Source organism: Limisphaera sp. VF-2 (assembly GCF_049537125.1).
Classification (GTDB): domain Bacteria; phylum Verrucomicrobiota; class Verrucomicrobiia; order Limisphaerales; family Limisphaeraceae; genus Limisphaera.
Window position 1 is genome coordinate 256,958 of record NZ_JBMVQY010000001.1, and the last position, 22,434, is coordinate 279,391.

Here is a 22,434-nt window from a genome sequence, read left to right on the forward strand (position 1 = left end):
CTTCTGCGTGTTCTGCGTATTCTGTGGGCTCCTGAAAAACCGTAGAGCCGCCGCCGCCAGGCGGCGGACCTGAATACGTAGCCGCCGGCGTGAGCCGGCGGACCCAAGATCCGAAATACAGACCCGGTCCGCGCAGGGTAGCCGCGGGCAGTCACGGGGCGCGCGATCCGCAACGCGACTTTCCACTGGCATGCACCGGGGGCTCATCACCAAAAGTCCGCCGATTCTCATCGGCGGCTACGAGTCTCCGGCGGATCGTGTGCGGCTCCGGGACTCACGTCACCGACTACGATTCCCCTTCATCTGTGTGTTCTGCGTGCTCTGTGGGCTTCAAAAAAGTGTAGCCGCCGCCGTCAGGCGGCGGATGGTCTCCAAGTGACTGCTCCGCGCCTTCTGTGTGATCCGCGGGCACCGTGGGCTTTTGAAAAAATTCTGTGTGTTCTGCGTGATCTGTGGGCTTTAAAAATCGTTCTGCCTGCTCTGCGTATTCCGTGGGCTCACAAAGGATCCCCGACCGGCTCCGGGAACCTTGCGTCTCCGCAGAGTCCGGGACCGCCCCGGGCCGTTCAGCCCTCACGGCCGCAGCGCCACAAACGAAATACCGAGGGCGAGACCCCAAACACCCGTTTGAACACGCGCGAAAAATGAAACGGATCGCTGAACCCCGCCTCCCAGGCCACCGCTTTCACCAGCGCGCCCGGCTCACACAATCGGGCCGCCGCTCCCGCCAGTTTTTGCCGCATCAGATACCGGTACGGCGTCTCGCCAGAGAACCGCCGAAACAGCCGGCACAAATGCGCCCGATCCACGTGACAGGCACGCGCCACATCCGCCAGGTTCCGAAATTTCGCAGGGTCGGATTGGATCAACGCGCAACATCGTTGATAAGTGAGAAACGCCGGAGTGAGCATCTGTTCGGCCGGGGCGGCCGCCATTCGAAGCTTGATCCCCAGACATCCGAACAGGCCCGCACACAACGCGTCGCCCCCGGGGCCCGACCGCAACCCTGCATCGATCAACTCCTCGAACAGTCGCTGCAGGGCATCCGGGGGATGGACCCGTGCCAGCCGGGGCGGCCAAAGCCCCCACTGCTGCAGCCGCCTCCGCGCATGCCTCCCGGCAACGTCCACAAAGTACTTCACCAGGGGCGCGTCGCCCGAGGTCACGATCTCGTGAGGCACCCCGGGCCCATACGAAAAGACATCCCCGGGACCCAAATCCCGCCAGCGCCCCTCCAGGTGCACCCGACCCCGGCCCGCCACCACATACTCCAACGACCAGAACGGAAAACCCCGTCGCTGAATTCGGTAGGCCGGCGTGCATTCTTCGCGCCCGCCACAAACCACCACCAACTGCGCACGGGGATCCGGAGCCAGGTCCCGGTAGAATCGTCGGGCCCCTTTGACCTCGGTGGCAAAAAACGCGGGCGGGCCCGCGCTCATCGAACCCTGCTGCGCCCTCTTTCGCGCCATACCTTCGCCGATCAAGAATCGTCATGCCCGGATCAAAGATCAACATTCCCTCCCCGGCCTCCCTGCCATAAGCTTGCGCCGTCAAACGCGAGATCGGCTCCGGGGCTCCGCTTCGATCGAACCCTCCCCGGGCCGTCGGTTGAACAGGCGCAACGATGAGCATCGAAACCAAACGACTCGTGGAACCGGATCCGCCGCTGCAACCGGACGACCTCCTGGTCATCACGGGAGCCGGCGGATTCATCGGAGGCAACCTGGTCCGCTACTTCCGCCGCAAGGGCTTCCGTCGCATCCGGGCGGTGGACAAAAAACCCCTCCCGGAATGGTATGTCCGGGAACCCGGCGTCGAGAATCTCTGCCTGGACCTCAGTCAGGAAGAGAACTGCCGGCGCGCCGTCGAAGGCGCCGTCGAGGTGTACAACCTCGCTGCCGACATGGGCGGCATGGGATTCATCGAGCGCTACCGCGTCGAATGCCTCCGTTCCATCCTCATCAACACGCACCTCATCGAGGCCGCCTGGCGCGCCGGCGTTCGTCGCTACTTCTTCTCCAGCTCCGCCTGCGCCTACAACATCCAGCTCCAGCAGGACCCCAATGCCCGCGCCCTCAAAGAATCGGATGCCTACCCCGCCTGGCCCGAGCGAGGCTACGGATGGGAGAAGCTCATGAGCGAAATCTTCTGCCAGGAGTACTGGGCCGAGCGCGGGCTCAAGACCTTCATTGCCCGCTTCCACAACGTCTATGGACCGTACGGCACCTGGGACGGCGGCCGCGAAAAGGCACCCGCGGCCATCTGCCGCAAGGTCATCGAGGCCATCGACCGCAACGACCTCCGCATCACCATCTGGGGCGATGGCCGGCAGACCCGCAGCTTCATGTACATCGACGATTGCGTCTACGGCATCGACCGGATCATGCACTGCGACCAGCTCATCGCCACCCCCATCAACCTCGGATCCAGCGAGCTGGTCTCCATCAACGACCTGGTCAGCATCGTCGAACGCATCGCGGGCGTCACCTTGAAGCGCGAATACGACCTCAACGCGCCCCGCGGCGTCGCCGGCCGAAACTCCGACAACACGTTCATCAAACAGGTGCTCGGTTGGGAACCCAGTACCCCGCTGGAACAGGGCTTGCGCGTAACTTATCAGTGGATCAAAGAACAGTACGAGGCGCGCAAACAGGGTAAACGCGTCGTCGAATAACACCCCCTCGGAACACCATGCCCGATCCGTTGCAAACGTATCTGGGCCGGATTCCCTTGCGCATGGCCCTGGCCGGCGGCTGGATCGACCAACCGTTTGTCTCCCGTCACAACCCGGATCCGCCCGGATCCATGGTGGTCGTTTCCCTCGTTCCCAACTTCCGGCCCATGGACCGCGCCGGCTTCGCCACCGGCACCCGGGCCGTCGCCATGCGACTTTGGAACGGCCGACTGCCCCGACGCCCACCCGATCAACTCGTGCGGGAACTCTATGCCGCCGAGAACCAGGGGCGCACCGACCCCAGCGGCTCGCAGGACATGATCGGGCTGGTCTATCCCGGCATCAATCGGCTCGATTACGACTACCGGGTCGAAGGCGGCATCTTCCCCGCCCACATCGAAACCCTCACCGACCGGCGCGTGGTCCGCTGGCTCGAACGCGTCCTCCACGTCCTGCCGGTCGAGCCCCGGCCCGAAGGCTATTACCCGCTGGGCCACCGCAATCTCGACCCGGCCTGGATCGCCCGGCTGGGCCGTTCCGGTCGCGATTGCTTCGAGGCCATCCGCCATCGGGACCTCCACGCCCTCGGTCGCAGCTTCAACGAGTGCATGGCCTGTTGGGAGGCCATCCTCCCGGACACGGTCCGACACCCCACCTTGCGTGTGGATCTCAAGGCCCTGTTGCGGGCCTATCAGCGCCGTTACCCGGGAGCCATGTACTCCGGTTGCGGCGGCGGCTACCTCTTCGTCGTTTCCGAAGAGCCCGTCCCCGGCTCTTTCCACGTGCAAATCCGCGTCGAATGACCGCCCCCAGACCCTCCCCCCATTCGCCGACGGCTGCCCGAGCCCTGACCGCACGCCACCCCGTCGTCGTCAGTGGCTCCTTCGACGATCTCCGCTCCCGAGACGTGCGGTTTCTTCAAGAAGCCGCCCGCTGGGGGCCCGTGACCGTTCTGCTCTGGACCGACGAGGTGGTGCAGCACCACACGGGCCGCCCACCCAAATTCCCGTTCGCCGAACGGCACTATCTCCTTCAAGCGCTCCGCTTCGTCCATGCCATCCGCCCCTGGCCCCACCCGGATCCCATAACCCCGGCCCTGGAAGGTATACTCGCCCCGGGAACCCTCTGGATCGATCCACCCCACCAGGCCGGTTCGCACCACGAACGCCTCTGCCGCAACCTCGGCCTCGAGTATCACGCCATCCCTCCCGACCTGCTGCACGGGTTCCCCCTGCCCGAGCCGCAGCCTCCCGACCCCGGCCGCAAAAACGTCGTCGTCACCGGCTGCTATGACTGGCTGCATTCCGGACATGTCCGCTTCTTCGAAGAGGTCAGCTCCCTCGGAAACCTCTACGTCATCGTGGGTCACGACGCCAACATCCGCGCCCTCAAAGGCCCCGGTCATCCCTTGCAGCCCCAGGAGGAACGCCGCTACATGGTCGCGGCGATTCGACATGTCACCGAAACGCTCATCTCCAGCGGCCATGGCTGGCTCGACGCCGACCCCGAAATCCGCCGGCTCCGCCCTCACATCTACGCAGTCAACGAAGACGGAGACAAAGGAGGCAAACGCGAATACTGCCGGCAGATGGGCATCGAATACGTCGTGCTAAAACGCACTCCGGCCCCCGGACTGCCCGCCCGCTCCAGCACCCAGCTCCGGGGCTTCTAACTTCTCCCAACCGCACAATCCTCGAGTTGCCATGAAACCCTTGCTGCACCAGATGCTCCGAGCCCTGGCCCTCCTCCCGCTCTTGGGCCAAACTTGGCTCCACAGCGAGACCCTCCGCTTGCAAATCGCTTCCGGGCCGTTCCTGCCCACGGCCGAATCCCTGACGAACTATGTCTGCCCCGACTGGTTCCGCGACGCCAAATTCGGCATCTGGGCCCACTGGGGCCCGCAATCGGTCCCCATGGCCGGCGACTGGTACGCGCGCAACCTCTACCTTCAGGGGCACCGCCAATACCAGCATCACCTCGAACACTACGGCCACCCCTCGACCAACGGCTGGAAAGACATCATCCCCCTCTGGCGCGCCGAACGGTTCGACCCGGACCGGCTCATGGCCCTCTACAGACGGGCCGGCGCCCGTTACTTCGTCTCCATGGCCGTCCACCACGATAACTTCGATCTCTGGAATTCCAAACATCATCGCTGGAACGCCGTCCAAATGGGGCCCAAACGCGACATCGTCGGCGCCTGGCAACAGGCCGCCCGCAAATACGGATTGCGCTTCGGCGTGTCCGAGCACCTGGGCACCAGTTACACCTGGTTCCAAACCGCCAAAGGTGCCGATAAGACGGGTCCCCTGGCCGGCGTGCCCTACGACGGCAACGACGCGAAATCCTGGGACCTCTATCATCCACCCGCCGATCCCCACGACCGCGGATGGTACAGCACAAACCGCCAGTGGCACCTCACCTGGTTCCGTCGCATCAAAGACCTCGTGGACAGCTACCAGCCCGACCTGCTTTACACCGACGGTGGCATCCCCTTTGGCGGCGTCGGCCGCAGCCTGATCGCCCATTTCTACAATGCCAACCTCCGCCAACACGGGCGCCTCGAAGCCGTGTACACCTGCAAAAACTCCGGCTCCGGTGAGTTCATCCCCGGCGCTGCCGTGGAAGACGTGGAACGAGGCGTCCTGTCCGGCATCCAGCCCCGACCCTGGCAAACCGACACCTCCCTCGGCGACTGGTTCTACAACACCCAGTGGAACTACCGGCCCGCCCGCTGGATCATCCACTTGCTCGTCGACATCGTCAGCAAAAACGGCAATCTCCTCCTCAACGTCGTCCAGCGCCCCGACGGCACCCTCGACCCCGAAGTCGAGCAGGCCCTGGAGGAAATGGCCGACTGGGTCGCCGTCCATGGCGAGGCCATCTACGCCACCCGCCCGTGGTACGTCTTCGGCGAGGGCCCCGTCCGACCCCGCGGTGGCCATTTCCGTGAGGACTTCCCCTTCACCGCCCGCGACATCCGCTTCACCACCAGGGGTCGCACCCTCTACGCCATCGCCCTCGGTTGGCCCGAAGACCGCCAGATCGTCATCCGATCGCTCGCCTCCGTTCCGGGCACGTCCACCAACCGGATCCAGTCGGTCCAGCTCCTCGGCCACCCCGGTCGCGTCCACTGGTCCCAAACCACCAACGGACTGACCATCCGCCTGCCGGACAAACCCGTTTCTCCCCACACCGCCGCCTTCCGCATCACAGGTCGCAACCTGTTTCCCGTCCCCTTCGAAACCTCGCCGCCCCCGGTTCGGCCCGACGCCCAGGGACGCTACATTCTGGACGCGGCCGAGGCCGAACTCCACGGCGACCATCTACGGACCGAAGAACGCGGCGGCCGGACCAACATCGGGTACTGGGACCGCGCCGAAGAATGGGTCTCGTGGAAACTCCAAATCCCACAACCGGGACGATTCCAAATCGCCGCCCTTTGCGCCGCCGCCAACGGGGAATCCCGTTTGCGCATCGAAATCGCCGGCCAATCCCTCACCCGCAGGATCCCCGCCACCGGCTCGTGGGACGATTTCCAGCCCGTGGAGCTCGGTGTCGTCGAGGTGTCGGCGCCCGGGGTCCATACCTTGTCGGCCCGACCCGACGCGCCCAGTACCTGGCGCCCCATCAATCTCCGGGAGGTCAGAGTCTTGCCCGCCCCGTGAAAACACCCTGCGGCCCCACCTGCCCGCAGTCCCCGTCCTTCACCGGCCGCTCCCCCCGTTCCGTCGGCACCTTGACGTCACCCGCCATCGGGTGTAACCAAGCAGTTGAAATGGGGAGCTAACCAGTCCGGGCCCAAACGCGGGCCGGGACGAAGGCTGAGAGGGCACGGCGGGGGCCGTGCCGACCCGTTGAACCTGATCCGGGTAATGCCGGCGAAGGGATCCCGAGTTGACCTCTTCCCGCACCCACCCGGTCCGACGGCCCGGCCGTCGAACAACACCAACGGAACGAGGTCTTTTTATGATCGCTGACAAACAGTCGCTCGCCACGGACAGCCGCGCGCCTCTGCCCAAATCGCGGCGCGTGTACCTCTCGGGCCAGCTTTATCCCGACATCCGCGTCCCCATGCGGGAAATCGAACTGAGCCCCACCCGGCGCGCCGACGGCTCCCTCGAAGTCAACGAGCCCGTCCGCGTCTACGACACCAGCGGCCCGTGGGGTGATCCGGACTTTCACGGCGACGTCACCCGGGGCCTGCCGCCCATCCGTCGTCCCTGGATCCTCGCCCGCGGCGACGTCGAGGAATATGAGGGCCGCCCCGTCCGTCCCATCGACGACGGCTACCTCTCCGAGGAACATCGACGCCTGGCCCGCGCCAAACGCCAGGACGAAACCCCCTACCGCCTCGAAGGCCTCTCCGCCCCGCGGCGCAAACCCCTCCGCGCCTCCCGCGGCCACCCGGTCACCCAGCTCTGGTACGCGCGCCAGGGCATCATCACCCCGGAAATGGAGTTCGTCGCCATCCGCGAAAACATGCGACTCTACAACCTCAAAACCCAAATGGCCGACCTGGCCAAAGACCGCGTCCGCGACGACCTCCGCAAACAACACCTCGGCGCCGCTCAACTGCCCGACTCGCCCTTCACACCCTCCGTCTTCCGCCGCTTCCCCCAACGAATCCCGGACGAAATCACCCCCGAATTCGTCCGACAGGAAGTCGCCGCCGGCCGCGCCATCATCCCGGCCAACATCAATCACCCGGAACTCGAGCCGATGATCATCGGCCGCAACTTCCTCGTCAAAGTCAACGCCAACATCGGCAACAGCGCCCTCGCCTCCTCCATTGAAGAGGAAGTCGAAAAAATGCGCTGGGCCATCAAATGGGGCGCCGACACCGTCATGGACCTCTCCACCGGCAAGAACATCCATGCCACCCGGGAGTGGATCCTCCGCAATTCCCCCGTGCCCATCGGCACCGTCCCCATCTACCAGGCCCTCGAAAAAGTCGGCGGAAAACCCGAGGAACTCTCCTGGGAGATTTTCCGCGACACCCTCATCGAGCAGGCCGAACAGGGCGTGGATTACATCACCGTCCATGCCGGCGTGCTGCTGCGCTTCATCCCCCTGACCGCCCGCCGCATGACCGGCATCGTCTCCCGCGGCGGTTCCATCATGGCCAAATGGTGCCTCGCCCATCACCAGGAAAACTTCCTCTACACCCACTGGGACGAACTGTGCGAAATCTGTGCCGCCTACGACATCGCCTTCTCCATCGGCGACGGCCTGCGGCCGGGCTCGATTGCCGACGCCAACGATGAAGCCCAGTTCGCCGAGCTCCAGGTCCAGGGCGAACTGACCCGCCGCGCCTGGGAACACGGCGTCCAGGTCATGAACGAGGGCCCCGGCCACATCCCCATCCACCTCATCGAGGAAAACATGCACAACCAACTCGAGTGGTGCGGCGAAGCCCCCTTCTACACCCTCGGTCCGCTCACCACCGACATCGCCCCCGGCTACGACCACATCACCAGTGCCATCGGCGCCGCCCTCATCGCCTGGTACGGCACCGCCATGATCTGCTACGTCACCCCCAAGGAACACCTCGGCCTGCCCAACAAACAGGACGTCAAAGACGGCGTCATCGCCTACAAAATCGCCGCGCACGCCGCCGACCTGGCCAAGGGCCATCCCGGCGCCCAATACCGCGACAACGCCCTCAGCAAGGCCCGCTTCGAGTTCCGCTGGGAGGATCAATTCAACCTGAGCCTCGACCCGGACACCGCCCGCGCCTTCCACGACGAAACCCTGCCGGCCGAAGGGGCCAAGCTGGCCCACTTCTGCTCCATGTGCGGCCCGCAATTCTGCTCGATGAAAATCACCGAGGACGTCCGCAAATTCGCCGCCGAACACGGCCTCACCGAGGACGAGGCCCTGCAGAAGGGTCTCGAACAAAAAGCCCGCGAGTTCACCCAACAGGGTGCCGAGGTTTACACAAAAGCCTGACGCCAGCGCCGGGTGCTGCAGCCGCCGCCGTCAGGCGGCGGACTTTCCTCTGGCCCATCTTCCCGGCCTGCCGACTCGCCGCCTTCCCGCCGGCACAAGCGGCTGATCTCCACCTTGGTAGCCGCCGCAGTAACGCGGCGGACGATTCCGCAGCCCCCGCCGACCCGCGCGGCCGGCTACGAGTTCCCCTTATCTCTGCGTTCCGCGTGCTCCGTAGACGTTAGAGAGATTCTGCGTGCTCTGCGTGATCTGTGGGCTTCAAAAACCGTAGCCGCCGCCGCAAGGCGGCGGACCGAAGACGCGGAAGCAATCTCGCACCGGCGCTTTGCGTGCTCTCTCGGCCTTGAAGGAATTCTGTGTGATCTGCGTGTTCTGTGGGCTTTAAAAAGCGTTCTGCGTGCTCTGTGGGTTCTGTGGGCTCTAAGAGAATCCCTGGATTCTGCGTGCTCCGTGGACTCTTGGAAACAACTTGTAGCCGCCGCGTCCGCCGGGGTCCCGGCTCTTCCCTCACGGCCCGAACGGCCACTTGCCCGCGCCGGCGTAGTTCTGCACGTAAAAAGGCACTGCGGCCGCCTCGTGCATCACGTACGGATAAGGCGGCGGATTCAATTCCGGACCCAACTCGTCCTCACCCGGAATCAGCTGGACCCCTCGGGTCCAGGTGGCCGACCACGTGCAGTTGTTGAGGATGTTTCCCACGGCCCGGAGCTTTCCGGGCGTTCCGCCGGTCACGTACCGTTCCCAGGGATTCTGCACGTTCAGAAAATAGTTGTTTTCCACCAGCACCTCGGCGTCGATGCGCGTCCGAATGCAATAGTTGTTGTACCGGCAATCGTAAAAGTTGTTGAACACGTGCACCCGACCAAAACGCACCGAGGGCATCCGCTCCCGGCACCCCTCCCCATACCAGTTGTGGTGGAAGGTGACCCGGAAAGGATAATTGTCCGAGTCGCTCGACCCGATCAGATTCACAAACTCATGCGTGGTTTGACCGGGTGGCGCTGGAGCATAATGGAATTTGCACCAGGACACCGTCACATAATCCGCTCCCTTCGTGATGTCCAGCGCCCCGTCCGGCGCATTGTAAAATGTGCAGTGATCCACCCAAACAATCCGGCCGGTCCCGCCACTGCCACTGTCGATCGTCAGCGTATCATACCCGCTGCGGGGATTGGAAAAGTGCAGGTTCCGCACGATGAGGTTCGTCGCATGGATCCGGAGATTGCCCACGAAAGCGGCATTCGTTCCCAGGCCAAGGATGGTTTTGTTCGGACCGTACACGTAGGTGTAATTCTCCGTGCTCACGATCGTGCCGGAAACCAGGATGTGGAGAGGCTGGGGCAATCGGACCGCGGCTCGAAAGGCCGCATAATCCGTCACAATCACACTGTTCGTGTTCCCGCCGTGATTGCCACCGGTAACCCCGGCAAAGGCGGCCCAACCCATGACATTGGTCGGCGGCAGTCCGCCGGGCGTGGCCTCGACCTGCAACAGAGCCGCTCGGCTCCGCACGGATCCGAACGCATTTCGGACCAGCACCCAATAGGGTCCCGCCCGGTCCGCGCGCACCCCGCGCAAGCTGAGCACGCCATTCGTTTCCCCGGGAAGCAACTCCCCCTCACTGAAATACCACTGATATTCCAGCGGTTCCGTCCCGGCCGCCTCCACGACAAACACAACCGAGCCCCCTTCGAAGGTGGTCTGATCCACCGGCTCGGCCAGAATCCGCGGCGGCTCGTTCGCCACCGCCAGCGTGGCCGGTGCGCTGATCACGTAACCCCCGGGATTCGCCACCATCACCCGGTATTCTCCCGCATCTTCCTCCTGCACCGCAGGAATCTCCAGCACGGACCGGGTTGCTCCGCGTACCGGCTCCCCATTCCGGAACCACAGGTACTGCAACAACGGCCCCCGCGCCGAAACCGACAGCCGAACCGGATCCCCGGGACTGACCGTCACACGCTGCGGCGGCATCAAGATGGACGGCGGATCCAGTTTGGTGCTCGAATCGCCCACGCGCAGCCGATAGTACGCCCGTGGCAGCGCCGGACACACCGGATTGGTAAACACCACCCTTCCGCCCGCGTCGAATGTGCCGTAATTGACCAGCATCCAGTTCGCCAACGGAAGAAAAGGATCCGGCGATCCCAAAATCTGCACGAACCCGCCGGGGGTTCCTCGCGAGCCCACCACCACAACGCCGTCCGGAGTCATTCCAACCGCCTCCATCCCCGGCCCCTCGACCACACCGTCCCCTCCGCCTCCTCCCGGACCGTCTCCTTGCGGGACCACCTCCGCCCAGCGGGTGCCGATGCGAAATTCGTCCAGATACATCACACTGCCCGCCCCGGCCGACGTCACGATCTGGAAATACTCCAGCTGAGCCGGGTCCGATCCTCCCGTGGCTCCCCCAATCGGCGGGGGCGGCTCCATCAACCCGAACGTGCTCGCCGGTGGATCGACCCACAAGTCCACCGCATCGTTGCCGGACTGAAATGTATAGCGCGCCACGACCAGGTGGGTCCCCGGCCCCAGATTGCTCGACATCAGAAACCCGGGAGCCGAACTTTTCTTCCCGATCCCCAGCCGGGGGCCGGCCGCCACAAAGATCCCACATTGGGGAGCCCCTTGACTGGTATTGTTGTTGTCCAGATAACCGATCAACTCCGTCCCGGTCGGGGGTGTCACCACTTGCAATAAAAACGATACATAGACGGTGTTCCCCGGAACCGCCACAACCGGGGTGAACGCCAATACCGAGCGCCGTGCCGTTCCGCTGGGCGCACGCCGTACACCCCGGCCAGTGCTCGGGGCAAACCCGGCAGGCCCCGTCAATGCTGCCAGATTCGACACCGCGATCTCGAAGGTCGTGCTCCCGTTGCCCACCACCCATACCGGCGTTGCCACTGCATTCAGATTACCTTCGGGATAACCAAACCCGTCGTAAAACGGCAGGGGAACAGCCCGACTCGATGCGACTGTAAGCATGATACTTATGCCGACCGCGTAACCCAGCATCATCGCGCTGGTACCGGCCAATGCCGGCTCTCCGTAACGCCGGCGCGCGGCACCCACGCTGCGCCCCCACTCTCCCGCCGTCCGCCATTGCCGCACCCTGCCCTTTCCAGCTTGAGGAACCTTGCTCATGATCATCTCCTTCCTGGACCCGTGCCCGAAGCGCCGTCGCCGCATCCCCGCACTGCTGTGCCGTACCATTCCCGACCGGACTGCGTGAGCCAGTAGCATCGACGCGCTCCCGCCCTTCCCGCGGCGCGATTCTCCCACCTCACCTGCTGGACCACAGATACCCTGAAAGACACCTCCCGCGGTTGCACCTTCGAAGATTTGCATCGTTCCTTGAAAAAATGGCACATGCCATTCGCCCAAACAGAAGCCATCCACGCCGACCGGCCTGTTCAACTCCGCCCCCTTCGGCAGCCCTACTGAACCAGAGAATGGCTGCGCACCACGGCCATCACGCAGAAATGACCGAATCCGGTCTGTGCGCAGAGCGCCGCCGTTTGCTGCCGCGTTCTCACCCCGCCGGCCCCCTCCGGCGCCAACCCGGATCGAACAGCTTCCGCCCGCCGAATCGTCCTGCCCGGCCGGCGAACAGCGCGGGGCTCGTCCCTCGGCAGCCGCTCCGGCAACGCGGCGGCCCCCTCCTGCCGGGCGTCTCCGCCGCCTCACGTCAGCGCCTACGACGAAACCCACAGACCACGCAGAACACGCAGAAAAGAGAAACCACAGATCATGCAAAACCTTCAAGGGCCGGTCTCCGTAGCCGCCGCGGGAACGCGGCGGAGCATTTCAGGGTAGAGCCTCCGCCGACTCACGTCGGCGGCTACGAGTAAGCCCACAGACCACGCAGAACAGAAGCCCACAGAGCACGCAGAATACACAGAAAGAAAAAGCCCACAGATCACACAGAGCACGCAGAACAGAGACATTTACATTGAGGCGGTCCGCCCACTCACGTCGGCGGCTACATTCGTGCCCCGGTTCCACAGCTCTCCAGGATAACTCCCGGGCTCCGGGCGCGCTTTCTGCCTGTTCTGCATGTTAGGCGGGCCGCTCAGAAAAGTCCTTCTGCGTGTTCGGTGTGATCTGTGGGCTTTCGAAAAAACCGTAGCCGCCGCCGGAAGGCGGCGGACCTGAATACGTAGCCGCCGGCGTGAGCCGGCGGACCCAAGATCCGAAATACAGACCCGGCCCGCGCAGGGTAGCCGCGGGCAGTCACGGGGCGCGCGATCCGCAACGCGACTTTCCACTGGCATGCACCGGGGGCTCATCACCAAAAGTCCGCCGATTCTCATCGGCGGCTACGAGTCTCAAGTCAGCCAGCCGCCGCCGCCAGGCGGCGGATCGATCCAGAACAGATGGGGTGTTCCGTGTGTTCCGCGTGCCCCGTGGACTTTAGAGAAATTCTGCGTGTTCTGCGTGTTCTGTGGGCTTCAAAAAAACCGTAGCCGCCGCCGGAAGGCGGCGGACCGAAGACGCGGAGGCAATCACGCACCGGCGTTTTGCGTGCTCTCTCGGCCTTCAAGGAATTCTGTGTGATCTGCGTGTTCTGTGGGCTTCAAAAAGCGTTCTGCGTGATCTGTGGGCTTCAAAAACCGTAACCGCCGCGGGAACGCGGCGGACAATTCGAAAGTCTAGGTTCCGCCGACTCACGTCGGCGGCTACATTCATGCCCCGGTTCCCCGGCTCTCCAGGATAACTCCCGGGCTCCGAGCGAGCTTGCTGGCTGGTCTGCGCGCTCGGCAGGTCGTTCAAAAAAAAAAAAAAAAAAAGTCCTTCTGCGTGTTCTGTGTGTTCTGTGGGCTTTTGAAAAACAAGTGTAGCCGCCGCCGTCAGCCGGCGGCTTCCGTCCGGCTCCGGGACTCACGTCGCCTACTACGATTTCCGCGCATCTGCGTGTTCTCCATGCTCCGGGCACTTTAAAGACTTCGCGTGCTCTGCGTGCTCTGTGGGCTTTAAAAGAACGTTCTCCAGCTTCCGTGTGATCCGGGGGCTTCTCACGAACGCCTCACCCCCCTTCCCTCGGATCTCCAGCAGCACTCCCGGGGGCGACGCGGCGTCTTCTGCATCGCCGGGCGGCCCGACCCACAGGCTCGTGCCCACCCGGCGTTCCGAGCAGGTCAACCCCGCCTCTTCGGGTGCGCCCGCATGGTTTTTGTGCGGAGAAGGACCGGTTTCACCACCGGCTGACGACTTTCCCACGATACACAATCTGCGTTTTCGCCGCTGGATCTTATGCCATCCCTGTCATCATCGGGTCGATGTTACTATCTCCGGGAACCCGGTTGCCACGACCTTGCACTTTTCGCTTGCGCCCTTTTCTAAGTGCACCTATCGGTGTCTTAGAGTAACAGAGAGGGTGTATCTCCGCTGTTACTCTGGCAGACCGAGCCGCACCATTCCGAGTGGGACGGTGGCCCGGTTCGGATCGCTGCCGCGGGTCGGCACCCGTTTCGCCGGTCTCCCGAGGAGCCGGTCCTTCGGCCGAAGGTTGTCCGAAGGTTCCCCGAAGGAACTCCGAAGGAAGACCGAAGGACGGGCCACGGTCCGAACAACAACCTCGCCGGAGAATGCTCCGGTCGTAACCTGAAAACTCATATGGCAAAAACGAAATTGAACCCGGCCCTGGAGAGTATCCAGGGGGCAATCGGTGATCTGGTGTTCAAAAAGCAGGGCGATCAGAACGTGGTCGCCCGGAAACCGGACCTGGCCGGGCGTCCTCCCACGCCCAGCCAGGAAGCGCACCGGGAACGTTTCCGACGGGCGGCAGCATACGCCCGAAGCGTCGATGCGGACCCGGCGCTGAAGGAAACATACGAGGTCCTGGCCCGTGCGCGCAAGCTGCCGTGGACGGCCCTGTGCATCCAGGACTACATGCGGCCGCCGGAGATCCTTTCGGTGGATCTCAGCGGCTACACGGGCCAGATCGGCCAGACCATCCGCATCGTCGCCACCGACGCGGTGCGGGTGGAAACCGTGCGCGTCACGATCGCGACCGCCGACGACCGTCTCGTCGAGGAGGGTCACGCGACGCGCGAAGCGGGTGATGTCTGGCTCTACACCACGACGGCGTCCGCTCCGGCCGGACAGACCCTCAAGGTGACGGCCGCTGCGGCCGACCGTCCGGGTAATGTGACAACCGAGACCCGGCAGATCACCCCGTAAGGGGTGCATTCACGCGGCGGGGTGGCCGTCCGGCCACCCCGCCTGCCCTGTTTCAACATCCCCGGAACAACCGAAACATGAGGTAAGGTCTTCTTGAACGCCCCCAGAACACGCAGAATACGCAGAAGAAGAATCGAGGAGCATCCACAGGTGGGGGTTTCCAAAAAGACGACATGCCTAAGTCCGCCGACTCACGTCGGCGGCTACGACGAACCCCACAGACCACGCAGAAGATTCTCACAAAAAAGTCCACAGAGCACAGAGAATGCGGAAAATGGGCAGAACCGTTTATTAAAGCCCACAGAACGCGCAGAACAGAAGCCCACAGAGCACGCAGAATACACAGAAAGAAAAAGCCCACAGATCACACAGAGCACGCAGAACAGAGACATTTACATTGAGGCGGTTCGCCGACTCACGTCAGCGGCTACGAGGAAGCCCACAGAACACGCAGAAGAAGGACCAAGGAGCATCCACAGGTCGGGGTTTCCAAAATGACGACATGGCCAGGTCCACCGACTCCCGTCGGTGGCTACCTACGGTGCTTGGTAGCCGCCGCGGTAACGCGGCGGCCCATTCCCGCCGGGAGTCTCCGCCGACTCACGTCGGCGGCTACATGCATGCCCTCGTTCTACAGCTCCCCAGGATAATTCCCGGGCTCCGCACAAGCTTTCTGTCTCTTGTGCGTGTTAGCCGGATCATTCCAAAAAGCCCTTCTGCGTGTTCTGCGTGTTCTGTGGGCTTTTGAATAAAGGCGTAGCCGCCGCCGGAAGGCCGCGGATCGCGTCCAAGTGACTACTCCGCAGCTTCTGCGTGATCCGCGCGCTCCGTCGGCCTTAAGGAGATTCTGTGTGTTCTGCGTGATCTGTGGGTTCTTGCAAAAACAGGTAGCCGCCGGGGTAACGCGGCGGACAATTCCAGGGCCGAGCTTCCGCTGACTCACGTCGGCGGCTACATTCATGCCCCCGTTTCCGCAGCTTTCCAAGATACTCCCGCCCTCTAGGTGAGCTTTCTGCGCCTTCTGCGCGCTCGGCAGCTCGTTCAAAAAAAGTCCTTCCGCGTGTTCTGCGTATTCTGTGGGCTTTAAAAAGGCGTTCTGCAGGTTCTGTGCGATCTGCGGGCCCTCGAAAAAGAGGTAGCCACCGCGGGAACGCGGTGGACCCTGAACGCGGTGGGCCCTGTTTCGATCCACCGACTCCCGTCGGTGGCTACGGATTCAGAACTGGTAGCCGCCGCCGGAAGGCGGCGGACCGAAGACGCGGACGCAATTTCGCACCGGCGTTTTGCGTGCTCTCTGGGCCTTAAAGGAATTCTGTGTGATCTGCGTGTTCTGTGGGCTTTTGAAAAAAGGCGTAGCCGCCGCGGTCAGGCGGCGGATGGTCTCCAAGTGACTGCTCCGCGCCTTCCGCGTGATCCGTGGGCACCGTAGGCTTTTGAAAAAATTCTGTGTATTCTGCGTGATCTGTGGGCTTTAAGAATACATTCCGTGGGTTCTGCGTGATCCGTGTTCCCTGTGGGCTTCGAACTCTGCGTGTTCCGTGGGTCCCTCAGCGGCTCTGGAACAACAATCGCAGACTGTTCATCACCACCACGACAGTGCTTCCCTCGTGCCCGATCACCCCCACCGGCAACGGAATCTTGCCCAGCAGCGCAAACACCACCAGCACGGCCACCGTGCCCAGCGACACCGCCAGGTTCTGTCGAATGATCCGACGCGCACGTCGACTCAACTCGTACGCCCGCAGAAAGTTCTCGAGCCGATCGTGCATCAGCACCACATCGGCCTGTTCCAGCGCAGCGTCCGCGCCCCGGGCCCCCATCGCCACGCCCACATGCGCCGCCGCCAGGCTGGGCGCATCGTTCACCCCGTCGCCCACCATGGCCACCCGCTCTCCGGAGGCCGTCCAGGCCCGGATGGCTTCGACTTTCTGTTCCGGCCTGAGCTCGGCCCGAATCTCCTCCAGCCCCAGGGTCCGTCGCAGATGCTCCGCGGCCGCCTGCCGGTCCCCCGTCAGGACCACGGCCCGCAGCCCGGCCCCCCGCAACCGCGCCACCAGCTCTCCGGCCTCCGGACGGATCTCATCCCGCAGCCAGATCCGCCCCCACAGCCCGTTGCCATGCACCCAAACCACCACCTGCCCGGGCGTCTCCGGCATGGCCGTCCAGTCGACCGGCAACCCCGTCCCTCCGCCCTGTTCCGACTGGATCCATTCGCGGCGGCCCACCCACACCGGATGACCGTTGTACCATGCCTTGACGCCCTGACCCGTGACGGATTCGAACCGGCTCACCTCGCAGAGGGCGAGGTTCTGTTGTTTGGCGTAGCGCGACAGGGCGCGGGCCAATGGATGCTGCGACCATCGTTCCACCGAGCAGGCCAGGGCCGCAACCTCCGATTCCCGTCCGGGCGGGTGGCTTTCGACCCGATCCACCCGCAGTTCCCCCGTGGTCAGGGTGCCGGTCTTGTCCAACGCCACCAGGGTGATCTCCGCCAGCTTCTCGACGGCCGCACCGCCCCGGAAGAGAATCCCGTGTCGGGCCGCCCAGGCGATCGCCGCCAGGATCGCCGATGGGATGGACAACACCAGGGCGCACGGCGAGGACACCACCAACAGCGTCATGGTCCGATAAAACGCGCTCTGGCCCGGGTCGGCCCCCTCGGGCGCACGGAACGGCGCCAGCCCCAGACCCAACCACCACACGAAATACATGGTGACCGTGAGGCCGAGCACGCCGTAGGTGTAGAGGGCGCCGAACCGCTCGGTGAACCGTTGCGCCGGCGCCTTCTGCTGCTGCGCCTCGCGAATCAGGCGAATGATCTTCTGCAACGAGCTCTCCGCCGCCGGCCGCAACGCTGTCACCTCCAACGCGCCCCACAAATTCAACGTGCCCGCCAGCACCAGATCCCCCGGCCCCTTGGCCACCGGGACCGACTCGCCCGTCAGATTCGATTCGTCCGCTGCGCTCTGCCCCCGGACCACCTCGCCATCCACCGCAAACTGGGCCCCGGGCCGGACCAGCAACCGCATCCCCGGTCGAATCTCCTCCACGGCCACCTCACGTTCCCGGCCCTCGGGATCCACCACCGTCGCCGTCTTGGGCGCGCTGTGAAACAAGGAGCGGACCTCCCGGTGTGTCCGCTCCAGCGCGTAGTGCTCCAATGCCCCCGCCAGGGAAAACAGAAACAGCAGAATCGCCCCCTCGTTCCACTGTCCCACCGCTGCGCTCCCGACCGCCACCGCCAGCATCAAAAAGTGAACGTCCAATCCCCCCTGCCGACGCAGCCGTTCCCAGGCTTCCTCCACCGCGAACCAGCCCCCTGCCAGATACGCCAGCAGGTACAAACCATGGGTCCCGGGCCCCGACAGCCCCAGTTTCTCGCCGGCCACCGCGGCCGCCGTGAACAACCCGCACAAGACCGAGGCCAGCAACTGCCATCGCCATTCGCCCAGATGCTCCTCCAAATCGGAAACATCCGCGTCCCGCTGGATCAGCCGGGGCAGCGGCCACCGACGCCACCGCCAAAACGTCGGCGCCGTGGGACAGGTCACCCGACGAATCGTGATCGCTCGGCCGTTCTGGAGGATCTGGAACTGCTCCCGTTGTTCGGCCGGCAACGGCTGTCCACAGGTGCTGCAATTGCCGTTGCCGGCAAGGATCGCGCAGCCGGGGTCGGGTCTGAGATCCCGCGCCTCTTGCAAAGACGCCTCCACGCGCGCCCGCAAGCCCGCCAGGTCCGTCCGACCCAGCGTCGCCACTTCCACCAACCTGCGTTCCGGATCGACCGTCACCGCCTCCAGAGCGGGGTGACCGTCGAACGCACCGAGAATCGCGCGGGCCAGGCAACGGCGCGGTCGTTCCCCCTCGCCGGTCCCTGTGTTCCTCGCCCCTGCCGCCTGTTCCATGCCCTACCCTTAGCACAATCCCGCCCTCTCCCGCCATGCCAAAGCCGTCGATCTCCTCCGGCTGGCCTCTCGAAAGCCCGTCCCCTGGCGCAGGTTATCGATCCGCCGGATCTTTGGCTTCCAGCCGGCGGACGCGGCGAAGTTCTTGCCTCCGCAGCCCCCACCGTCAGGCAGCGGACCGATCCAGAACAGGGGTTGTTCTGCGTGTTCCGCGTATTCTGTGGGCCTCAAAAAAGCGTAGCCGCCGCCGTCAGGCGGCGGATTCTCGGAGCGCAGGTCTCGGACCTGCCGGATCGCCGGCTTCCAAGCGGTAAAAGTGGCCGGTCTCCACCCTTGGTAGCCGCCGCGGGAACGCGGCGGACAATTCCCGCCGGGGGCTCCGCCGACTCACGTCGGCGGCTACGGGTTCCCCCCGTCTGCGTGTTCTGCGTATTCTGTGGGCTTTTGAAAAAAGGCGTAGCCGCCGCCGGAAGGCGGCGGACCGATCCAAGACAGGCGGGTTCTTCCCCGTGATCCGCGTGCTCCGTGGTGGGCTTTAAGGAAATCCTGTGTGTTCTGCGTGCTCTGTGGGCTTCAAAAAAACCGTAGCCGCCGCCGGAAGGCGGCGGATTCCCGGAGCGCAGGTCTCCGACCTGCCGGATGGCCGGCTTCCAAGCGGTAAAAGTGGCTGGTCTCCGCCCTTGGTAGCCGCCGCGGGAACGCGGCGGACAATTCCCGCCGGGGGTCTCCGCCGACTCACGTCGGCGGCTACCAATTTCCGGCCATCTGCGATTCGTAGCCACCGCGGGAACGCGGTGGACCCTGTTTCGATCCACCGACCCCGTCGGTGGCTACGGATTCAGAACCGGTAGCCGCCGCCGGAAGGCGGCGGCCCGATCCGGAACAGAGGGTGTTCTGCGTGTTCCGTGTGATCTGTGGGCTCTTGGAAAAACAGGTAGCCGCCGCGGTGACGCGGCGGACCATTTCAAGGCCGAGCTTCCGCCGACTCATGTCGGCGGCTACGGGGTTCCCCCCGTCTGCGTGTTCTGCGTGCTCTGTGGGCTTCAAAAAAACCGTAGCCGCCGCCGTCAGGCGGCGGACCGATCCAAGATGCCGGGTTGTTCTGCGGGTTCGGCGTGTTCTGTGGGCTTCGAGAAAAGGATTCTGGCTCTTCCCCCTGCTCTGTAGTGTTTGAGTTCTGTGTATTCTGCGTGATCTGTGGGCCTTAAAAATACGTTCCGTGGGTTCCGCGTGCTCCGTCGGCCTTAAGGAAATCCTGTGTGTTGTGCGTGATCTGTGGGCTTAAAACCCGTTCTGCGTCCTCCGCGGGCTTTTGTTCATTTTGGCTTGAACAAACCACTGCGATGTTCTATGCGAGGAAACGTGCTGGTGACACGCCGCACAACGCCGCGCATGGCGCCCGGCCGGGACGATTCCCGGACCCCGGGCCTCAACGCGCTGGAACGGGAGGTGGTCGAATTCTTCGTCCGCCTTTCCCGCCTGCTGGGTCAGCCCGCGTCATTCGGGCAGATCTACGGTCTGCTGTTCATCTCCCCGCGCCCTCTCCCGATGGACGAACTGGTCGAGCGCCTGCAAATCAGCAAGGGCTCCGCCAGTCAGGGACTCCGCTTCCTCCATACCCTGGGCGCGGTCCGGAGGGTCCAGCGTCCCGACGACCGCCGCACACATTACGAGGCCGTCGCCGAACTGCGGCGCCTGGCCGGCCGATTCCTCCGGGAGCGGGTGGAACCCCGGCTCAGGGACGGGGAAACCCGACTGGACCGGATGACCGTGCTGGTCGAGACCCTGCCCGAAGACGCCCGCAGGCCCGCCCGCGATCGGATCCGCCTCCTGCGCAGCTGGAGTCGCAACAGCCGGCGGGTCCTGCCCCTGATCTTGCGGGTCCTGGGCAGTTGAGACGCGGCCGCAGCGCGTGCCCCCGGCACACGGTCGTGCCCCAGCCGCCGATCCGCGGCCGGCACGGATCAAGCGACGGTCGATCCGTCGCACCCGACCCATGACGTCGGGGACAACATGTCAGACGCCAAACGGCGTTTGCCGGAAAACCCCGGCAAACCGCCAAGGGCGGCAGCCTGTCTTCATCCGGTCCCACCCGATTTCACGCCGCCCCCCGCCAGCCTGTGCCCTTTGACAGGCGGGATCCCGGCAAGCATGATAGCCGAGGCCGATGACGACGCTGCAGGCATACGAGGACCTCAAGACCGTCCTGGGCCCGGAGGCGTCCCAAAAGGTGGCCGCGCTGGTCGAAACGGTCGTCACCGAACGGGCCCAGACAGAAGTGCTGCGCGGACTGGAATCCGTCCGCACCAGCGTGTCGCAGCTCACCGAGGCCCAACTCGACCTGGCCGGCCGCCTCAGCCGGGTCGAGTCCATTCTGGATCGGCTCGTCGAGAGCCACCGACAGGCCGAGCAACGGCTCAGCCGCGCCGAGGCGGCCATCCAGGAACTCGCCCGGCTCCAGAAGCAGACGGAGCAACACATCACCGAACTCGCGGAAGCCCAGCGCAAAACCGAGCAACGCCTCAACGAGCTGGCCGAGACCCAAAATGAACTGGCCGAGGCCCAAAAGAAGACCGAAGAACGGGTGAACGAGCTGGCCGAGGCGCAGAAACGAACCGAGCAGCGGCTCCATGAACTGACCGAGGCCCAGAAACAAACAGAACGTCAGCTCAAAGAGCTGGCCGAGGCCCAAAAGAAGACCGAACAACGGGTCAACGAGCTGGCCGAGGCGCAAAAGAAGACCGAAGAACGGCTCAACGAGCTGGCCGAGGCCCAGAAAAAGACTGAAGAACGCCTCGGTGAACTTGCCGAAGCTCAGAAGCGCACCGAACAGCGCGTGGACGAACTGGCGGTGTCTCTCAAAGAGACGCAACGGACCGTGCGGGAACTGGTCTCGGCCCTCGACCGAACCAACCAGCGCATCGACGAAACCAATCGCCAGCTGGGTGGCCTGGCCGCCACCGTGGGCTACAGCCTCGAGAACACTGCCTACAAAGCCCTGCCCCGACTCCTCCAGCGCGACCACGGACTTCAATTGCTCGAGCCGCTGCGTCGCGGCTACCTCGTGGACAGCACCGGCCGCGAGTTGGAAATCAACATCCTGGGCCGGGCGCGCCGCGACAACCGCGAACTCTGGATCCTGGGCGAAAGCAAAGTCCAGCTCTCGGCAAACGACATCGACCTGTTTTTGGCGAGTCGGGTGAAACCCCTGGAGGCCACCTTGGGCTCCATTTTCCCGGTGGTGGTCGCCCACATGACCACCAGCGGCAAGGTGACCGACTACGCCCGCAGTCTCGGCGTGGCCGTGTACTTGTCCTACGAATTCGACTGAGACCCCGAACGACGCAGACGGAACCCCACAAAACACGCAGGGCGGAAAGGCCACGGCGCACAGAGAAAGACCTTTCACCTGCCGCCCCCGGAAGGCGTCGGACCGAAGTCGAAGCGTCTTTCCACCGACTCCCGTCGGTGGCTACGAGGAAGCCCACAGAACACACAGAGCACACAGAAGATTTTCAGAAACAGCCCACCGAGCACGCAGAACACGCAGAAGAAGAATCGAGGAGCATCCACAGGTGGGGTTTTCCAAAAAGACGACATGGCCAGGTCCACCGACTCCCGTCGGTGGCTACGGATTCAGAACTGGTAGCCGCCGCCGTCAGGCGGCGGATGGTCTCCAAGTGACTGCTCCGCGCCTTCTGCGTGATCCGCGTG

The 22,434-nt window shown here is 64.2% G+C and carries 11 protein-coding genes and 1 riboswitch; of the genes, 8 read left to right on the top strand and 3 right to left on the bottom strand.

Annotated features, from left to right (window positions below; all coding sequences use genetic code 11):
* Positions 1-566: 566 nt before the first annotated feature.
* Complete coding sequence (locus ACPDIT_RS00875; protein WP_423440717.1) at positions 567-1,442, bottom strand: AraC family transcriptional regulator; 876 nt, start codon at positions 1,440-1,442, stop codon at positions 567-569.
* A gap of 185 nt (positions 1,443-1,627) precedes the next feature.
* On the opposite strand from ACPDIT_RS00875, the gene ACPDIT_RS00880 reads away from it, so the two are divergent.
* The 5 genes from ACPDIT_RS00880 to thiC all read left to right on the top strand — a co-directional run bounded on the left by ACPDIT_RS00880 (position 1,628) and on the right by thiC (position 8,629).
* Complete coding sequence (locus ACPDIT_RS00880; protein WP_423440718.1) at positions 1,628-2,677, top strand: NAD-dependent epimerase/dehydratase family protein; 1,050 nt, start codon at positions 1,628-1,630, stop codon at positions 2,675-2,677.
* Positions 2,678-2,694: 17 nt separating this feature from the next.
* Positions 2,695-3,480, top strand: a complete 786-nt coding sequence (locus ACPDIT_RS00885; RefSeq protein WP_423440719.1) for a hypothetical protein — start codon at positions 2,695-2,697, stop codon at positions 3,478-3,480.
* Positions 3,477-4,349: an adenylyltransferase/cytidyltransferase family protein gene (locus ACPDIT_RS00890; protein WP_423440720.1), complete on the top strand. Its 873-nt coding sequence runs from the start codon at positions 3,477-3,479 to the stop codon at positions 4,347-4,349. Before ACPDIT_RS00885 ends, ACPDIT_RS00890 begins: the two co-directional genes overlap by 4 nt.
* A 31-nt stretch (positions 4,350-4,380) precedes the next feature.
* The gene (locus ACPDIT_RS00895; RefSeq protein ID WP_423440721.1) at positions 4,381-6,345 is read left to right on the top strand and encodes an alpha-L-fucosidase; all 1,965 of its coding nucleotides are present in this window, start codon (positions 4,381-4,383) and stop codon (positions 6,343-6,345) included.
* Positions 6,346-6,480: 135 nt separating this feature from the next.
* Positions 6,481-6,584, top strand: a riboswitch (TPP riboswitch).
* 62 nt (positions 6,585-6,646) lie between these two features.
* The gene (gene thiC, locus ACPDIT_RS00900) at positions 6,647-8,629 is read left to right on the top strand and encodes a phosphomethylpyrimidine synthase ThiC (RefSeq protein WP_423440723.1); all 1,983 of its coding nucleotides are present in this window, start codon (positions 6,647-6,649) and stop codon (positions 8,627-8,629) included.
* Between the two features lie 507 nt (positions 8,630-9,136).
* Here the strand turns inward: thiC and ACPDIT_RS00905 are convergent.
* Positions 9,137-11,776: an immunoglobulin domain-containing protein gene (locus ACPDIT_RS00905; RefSeq protein ID WP_423440725.1), complete on the bottom strand. Its 2,640-nt coding sequence runs from the start codon at positions 11,774-11,776 to the stop codon at positions 9,137-9,139.
* 2,472 nt (positions 11,777-14,248) lie between these two features.
* Here ACPDIT_RS00905 and ACPDIT_RS00910 point away from each other — a divergent pair.
* Positions 14,249-14,815, top strand: a complete 567-nt coding sequence (locus ACPDIT_RS00910) for a hypothetical protein (protein WP_423440727.1) — start codon at positions 14,249-14,251, stop codon at positions 14,813-14,815.
* 1,547 nt (positions 14,816-16,362) lie between these two features.
* Here the strand turns inward: ACPDIT_RS00910 and ACPDIT_RS00915 are convergent.
* Positions 16,363-18,720 carry a heavy metal translocating P-type ATPase gene (locus tag ACPDIT_RS00915; RefSeq protein ID WP_423440728.1) on the bottom strand — a complete coding sequence of 786 codons (2,358 nt, stop codon included), beginning with the start codon at positions 18,718-18,720 and terminating at the stop codon, positions 16,363-16,365.
* A gap of 1,350 nt (positions 18,721-20,070) precedes the next feature.
* Between ACPDIT_RS00915 and ACPDIT_RS00920 the strand changes: the two genes are divergently transcribed.
* Entirely contained in the window at positions 20,071-20,616 is a 546-nt protein-coding gene (locus tag ACPDIT_RS00920) for a GbsR/MarR family transcriptional regulator (protein WP_423440730.1), read from the top strand.
* A 271-nt stretch (positions 20,617-20,887) separates the two neighbouring features.
* Positions 20,888-22,051 carry a hypothetical protein gene (locus ACPDIT_RS00925; RefSeq protein ID WP_423440732.1) on the top strand — a complete coding sequence of 388 codons (1,164 nt, stop codon included), beginning with the start codon at positions 20,888-20,890 and terminating at the stop codon, positions 22,049-22,051.
* Positions 22,052-22,434: the final 383 nt, after the last annotated feature.

What these genes read in the sequence shown, in the direction of transcription:
- ACPDIT_RS00910 (WP_423440727.1), top strand. Translation starts at nt 14,249, where the DNA reads ATGGCAAAAACGAAATTGAACCCGGCCCTGGAGAGTATCCAGGGGGCA.
- ACPDIT_RS00875 (WP_423440717.1), bottom strand. Translation starts at nt 1,442, where the DNA reads ATGAGCGCGGGCCCGCCCGCGTTTTTTGCCACCGAGGTCAAAGGGGCC.
- ACPDIT_RS00885 (WP_423440719.1), top strand. Translation starts at nt 2,695, where the DNA reads ATGCCCGATCCGTTGCAAACGTATCTGGGCCGGATTCCCTTGCGCATG.
- ACPDIT_RS00880 (WP_423440718.1), top strand. Translation starts at nt 1,628, where the DNA reads ATGAGCATCGAAACCAAACGACTCGTGGAACCGGATCCGCCGCTGCAA.
- ACPDIT_RS00905 (WP_423440725.1), bottom strand. Translation starts at nt 11,776, where the DNA reads ATGAGCAAGGTTCCTCAAGCTGGAAAGGGCAGGGTGCGGCAATGGCGG.
- ACPDIT_RS00890 (WP_423440720.1), top strand. Translation starts at nt 3,477, where the DNA reads ATGACCGCCCCCAGACCCTCCCCCCATTCGCCGACGGCTGCCCGAGCC.
- ACPDIT_RS00895 (WP_423440721.1), top strand. Translation starts at nt 4,381, where the DNA reads ATGAAACCCTTGCTGCACCAGATGCTCCGAGCCCTGGCCCTCCTCCCG.
- thiC (WP_423440723.1), top strand. Translation starts at nt 6,647, where the DNA reads ATGATCGCTGACAAACAGTCGCTCGCCACGGACAGCCGCGCGCCTCTG.
- ACPDIT_RS00925 (WP_423440732.1), top strand. Translation starts at nt 20,888, where the DNA reads ATGACGACGCTGCAGGCATACGAGGACCTCAAGACCGTCCTGGGCCCG.
- ACPDIT_RS00920 (WP_423440730.1), top strand. Translation starts at nt 20,071, where the DNA reads ATGCGAGGAAACGTGCTGGTGACACGCCGCACAACGCCGCGCATGGCG.
- ACPDIT_RS00915 (WP_423440728.1), bottom strand. Translation starts at nt 18,720, where the DNA reads ATGGAACAGGCGGCAGGGGCGAGGAACACAGGGACCGGCGAGGGGGAA.